Origin of the sequence: Spiroplasma sp. ChiS, assembly GCF_002968355.1 — a bacterium.
In the GTDB taxonomy this organism is placed as follows: Bacteria; Bacillota_I; Bacilli_A; order Mycoplasmatales; family Mycoplasmataceae; genus Spiroplasma; species Spiroplasma citri.
Genome location: NZ_PUUH01000084.1, coordinates 1 through 1,735, shown reverse-complemented (window position 1 = coordinate 1,735; position 1,735 = coordinate 1). Strand labels below are relative to the sequence as shown.

The window sequence follows — 1,735 nt, the reverse complement described above, 5'->3', positions numbered from 1 at the left end:
CCAATAATATAACTAACAAATTGAACTCAATAATCATATAAACTCATTTAATTTAAACTTTCTAAATCATTAATTAATTGTTCTTCTTTTTCAACACTTCAATTTGTTAAATTATTATTGTTATTATTTGCTTTTACTTTTTTAGGTTCACTTAAAAATAACGCTTTTTTCATTTTAGTAAAATAATTTTGTTTATATTGATTATATAAATTGATTAATTCGGTTCCAGTTAAATATTTTCAAATATTTCGCTTTAAATTTTCATCATATTTTACAATAGGGTAAGAATTATCATAAATCAAACCGATTGCTACTTGCTCTGAATGTTTTTCACTCGGATAAATAAACTTATTACTCAATCAAAAACCAATATGGCGATTATGATTAGGTAAATTAATAAAACTTGCTTTTTCTGTTGTAAAAGGGATAAATTCCTTACTAATAAAATAATTTTCTACATTCTGATTTTTCTTAACAAAATTACTCAATTTTATCAACTTCTTTCTTTAATTGTTTTTTAAATCCTTTATTTAAATCTATATGTTCCAAAATAGTTAGAACAATTACCAAAATTACAGAAACAAACCATGAAACTAATGCCAAAATAAAAATTTCTTTATTGTTATTATTTATATTTAAAATAAAAACATAAACTAACACAACTGAACTTATAAAAAGAAAAATATATAAAAATCAAGCAAAAAAATTAACTAAAATATATCATTTTTTTAATTTTTTATATTCCTTAGTTGTTTTAAATTTCATATCCATAATATAGTCTCCTAACTAAATATTTGTTTAATAAACAATGTTATAAATAATGTTTATATAATGTTTATTTATTGCAATAAACACTGATTATTAACAATTGTTATACATAATGCTAATATATTGTTTATTTAATGTTTATAAACAATGTTAATAAACATTGTTAAATATAAAAATAATAAAAATTGGCACACTGAAAAATACTATTAAGAACTTTAATAGTAAATATAATAAGTTCATTTTTCTATTTAATAAATTCATTTTTTACAAATGTGATACCATCTATTTTTTGATTATCATGAATGGTATCACCAATTAAAACAATTATTTCACTAAAACTTCCTAGTGTGCCTTAACTAAGATATATAATCGATTTTAATAAATATTAAAATCCTTTAACCATAACACGGAAAAAGTTTAAAATTTTAATAATACAAAATATAGCAAATGGAATTAATATAATTCACGCTTCACCTAAGAAAACCATTATCTCAGGTAAAATATTTGTTATACCTTCTTTAACTTTTCATAATGCACTAGTCAAACCAGTTCAAATACCAGTCATACCCTCAGTCATAGTTTTAGGTGTAGGTGCTGTTAAAAAATTAAACGCTGTTGTTAAATACATACCTAACATTATTTATTACTCTCCTTTCTTTCAATTTCTTTTTTTTCTTTTTTCTTTCCTCGAATTTGTTTAATTTTTTGATAAATTGATAAACCAAAATAAAGAAAAATTGCTAATACAATAACAACACTAAATATTGTCGTTAATCAAGTTGGCATAATACATCTCCTTTCTAAAAACTAAAAAATTGAAATTTGCAAACTCGCTCCGCTCGTTGTCGCTTCGCTCCATTAAAAACACTACTGAATAAATTATCCGCTAATAAATTACGCGGAATAATTTATTCTTTTACTTTTTAATTTCAATTATCTTTTGCAATCTTATTAACAGTATTAATAA

4 protein-coding genes are annotated in these 1,735 nt (G+C 21.7%); all 4 read right to left on the bottom strand.

Features of this window, described 5'->3' with window-relative positions:
* Positions 1–47: 47 nt before the first annotated feature.
* The 4 genes from C6B38_RS03115 to C6B38_RS03100 all read right to left on the bottom strand — a co-directional run bounded on the left by C6B38_RS03115 (position 48) and on the right by C6B38_RS03100 (position 1,554).
* Positions 48–488 carry a DUF3627 domain-containing protein gene (locus C6B38_RS03115; protein WP_105298622.1) on the bottom strand — a complete coding sequence of 147 codons (441 nt, stop codon included), beginning with the start codon at positions 486–488 and terminating at the stop codon, positions 48–50.
* A complete protein-coding gene (locus C6B38_RS03110) occupies positions 481–771 on the bottom strand; it encodes a hypothetical protein (protein ID WP_105298621.1) in 291 nt (96 codons plus the stop codon). The genes C6B38_RS03115 and C6B38_RS03110 overlap by 8 nt, the downstream gene beginning before the upstream one ends.
* Before the next feature lie 382 nt (positions 772–1,153).
* A complete protein-coding gene (locus C6B38_RS03105; protein ID WP_071937632.1) occupies positions 1,154–1,405 on the bottom strand; it encodes a hypothetical protein in 252 nt (83 codons plus the stop codon).
* Positions 1,405–1,554 carry a hypothetical protein gene (locus C6B38_RS03100; RefSeq protein ID WP_105298620.1) on the bottom strand — a complete coding sequence of 50 codons (150 nt, stop codon included), beginning with the start codon at positions 1,552–1,554 and terminating at the stop codon, positions 1,405–1,407. Before C6B38_RS03100 ends, C6B38_RS03105 begins: the two co-directional genes overlap by 1 nt.
* Positions 1,555–1,735: the final 181 nt, after the last annotated feature.